Here is a 1,402-nt window from a genome sequence, read left to right as displayed (position 1 = left end):
AAAAAATAGAGCTGCATAATTTTAGAAACTATAGCAATTCTTCACAATTAACTTTTGAAAAATTTATTTTGAAAAAATTAAACCCTTTATAGATAAAGATATTATTAAAGTTTTGACAGGAATAAGGAGAAGCGGTAAATCTGTAATGTTAAAATTGATTATGAAAGAATTGAAAAAAAACGGTGTTGATGAAAATCAATTTATTTATATCAATTTTGAAAATTTAAGAAATAGACATCTTTGCTATGCGGATACATTGAATGAATATATATTGAAAAAAGCAGAAAATATTCAAGAAAAATGCTATTTATTTTTGGATGAAATTCAGGAAGTAAAAGAATGGGAAAAGTGTATAAATTCATTAAGAACAGAAGATAAGCAATTTGATATTTATATAACAGGTTCCAACGCTAAACTATTATCGGGAGAACTTGCAACTTACCTTGCAGGAAGATATGTTGAAGTTGAAATTTATCCTTTTTCATTTAAAGAGTTTTGTTCAATATACCAAAATATAAATCAAAATATTTCAAAAGAAGAAATGTTTGAAAAGTATGTCAAACTAGGTGGAATGCCATTTTTACATAATTTGAATTATGAAGCGGAATCAAGCATGCAATATTTAAAAGATATATATTCATCAATAATATTAAAAGATATTACTCAAAGAAACAATATAAGAAATACTGAATTATTAGAGCGAATCATCAATTACATTGTAATGAACATTGGGAATACATTTTCTGCAAATTCAATTTCAAAATATTTTAAAAGCGAAAATAGAAAAGTTGCAGTAGATACTGTGCTAAATTACATAAAAGCCTGTGAAAACGCATTTCTAATTCACAAAGTCCCTCGTTACGAAATACAAGGTAAAGAAGTTCTAAATGTGAGTGAAAAATATTATATTGCAGACCATGGAATAAGAGAAGCTATTTTGGAAACAAACGAAAGAGATATAAATCAAATTTTTGAAAATATTGTATATATGGAATTATTGCGAAAAGGCTATAACATAAAAATTGGAAAATTGAATAATTTAGAAATAGATTTTGTCTGTACAAAAACAAATAATGAGAAAATTTATATTCAGGTGGCATATTTACTTGCCTCTGAAGACACTATAAAAAGGGAATTTTTACCATTTGAAAAAATTAACGATAATTATCCTAAATATGTAATTTCTATGGACAGATTTGATATGTCAAGAAACGGGATAAAACATTTGAATATTATTGATTTTTTATTGAAAGACTAAAAAAAGCTGAAAATATTTATAAATTAAAATTTTTAGAAAGAATGGTGCGAATATGATAAAAACTTTATATAAAGAAAAATGTTTGAGGTATTTTATAGCGCCTGACATAATATCTATAATTATCTTTTTATTTTATGCTCCAGT

The 1,402-nt window shown here is 24.8% G+C and carries 1 protein-coding gene; it reads left to right on the top strand.

The features are described from left to right. Positions 1–61: 61 nt before the first annotated feature. Positions 62–1,258 (top strand): ATP-binding protein, encoded by a 1,197-nt coding sequence (locus tag Q0370_RS00415; RefSeq protein WP_299570569.1) that lies wholly within the window; start codon positions 62–64, stop codon positions 1,256–1,258. Positions 1,259–1,402 lie beyond the last annotated feature (144 nt).

The organism is uncultured Leptotrichia sp. (assembly GCF_938036635.1).
Taxonomy (GTDB): Bacteria; Fusobacteriota; Fusobacteriia; order Fusobacteriales; family Leptotrichiaceae; genus Leptotrichia; species Leptotrichia hongkongensis.
This window is presented reverse-complemented; position numbering and strand designations above follow the sequence as displayed.